This is a genomic window from Megasphaera cerevisiae DSM 20462, assembly GCF_001045675.1.
GTDB classification, from domain to species: Bacteria; Bacillota; Negativicutes; order Veillonellales; family Megasphaeraceae; genus Megasphaera; species Megasphaera cerevisiae.
Genome location: NZ_LEKT01000133.1, coordinates 1 through 977 on the forward strand (window position 1 = coordinate 1; position 977 = coordinate 977).

2 protein-coding genes are annotated in these 977 nt (G+C 35.3%); both read left to right on the plus strand.

Annotated elements, in window-relative coordinates; genetic code table 11:
• Positions 1-30 precede the first annotated feature (30 nt).
• Positions 31-705: an IS6-like element IS257 family transposase gene (locus AB840_RS15365; RefSeq protein ID WP_048515685.1), complete on the plus strand. Its 675-nt coding sequence runs from the start codon at positions 31-33 to the stop codon at positions 703-705.
• A 139-nt stretch (positions 706-844) separates the two neighbouring features.
• Positions 845-940, plus strand: a complete 96-nt coding sequence (locus AB840_RS16965; protein WP_011276848.1) for a type I toxin-antitoxin system Fst family toxin — start codon at positions 845-847, stop codon at positions 938-940.
• Positions 941-977 lie beyond the last annotated feature (37 nt).

Sequence of the window (977 nt, forward strand, 5' to 3'; positions counted from 1 at the left end):
GTATAATTTTAACAAAAAGGAGTCTTCTGTATGAACTATTTCAGATATAAACAATTTAACAAGGATGTTATCACTGTAGCCGTTGGCTACTATCTAAGATATGCATTGAGTTATCATGATATATCTGAAATATTAAGAGAACGTGGTGTAAACGTTCATCATTCAACGATCTACCGTTGGGTTCAAGAATATGCCCCAATTTTATATCAAATTTGGAAGAAAAAGCATAAAAAAGCTTATTACAAATGGCGTATTGATGAGACGTACATCAAAATAAAAGGAAAATGGAGCTATTTATATCGTGCCATTGATGCAGAGGGACATACATTAGATATTTGGTTGCGTAAGCAACGAGATAATCATTCAGCATATGCGTTTATCAAACGTCTCATTAAACAATTTGGTAAACCTCAAAAGGTAATTACAGATCAGGCACCTTCAACGAAGGTAGCAATGGCTAAAGTAATTAAAGCTTTTAAACTTAAACCTGACTGTCATTGTACATCGAAATATCTGAATAACCTCATTGAGCAAGATCACCGTCATATTAAAGTAAGAAAGACAAGGTATCAAAGTATCAATACAGCAAAGAATACTTTAAAAGGTATTGAATGTATTTACGCTCTATATAAAAAGAACCGCAGGTCTCTTCAGATCTACGGATTTTCGCCATGCCACGAAATTAGCATCATGCTAGCAAGTTAATCGAACACTGACATGATAAATTAGTGGTTAGCTATATTTTTTTACTTTGCAACAGAACCCTTTAAAAGATACAGATGATATAATAATGGAGTCGCCTATCTCTCAGGCGTCAATTTGACGTAGGGAGGAGGTGTTATTCATGTTGGAAATCCTTGTTCACATCACGACCACAGTCATCAGTGGTTGTATTATTGCGTTATTTACGCATTGGCTGCGTAATCGCAAAGACAAATAGGCGACAATAGCCACACCTACAAAAATCCCCTCACTAC

Coding starts and splice junctions, on each gene's coding strand:
- AB840_RS15365 (WP_048515685.1), top strand. CDS start 31: ATGAACTATTTCAGATATAAACAATTTAACAAGGATGTTATCACTGTA.
- AB840_RS16965 (WP_011276848.1), top strand. CDS start 845: ATGTTGGAAATCCTTGTTCACATCACGACCACAGTCATCAGTGGTTGT.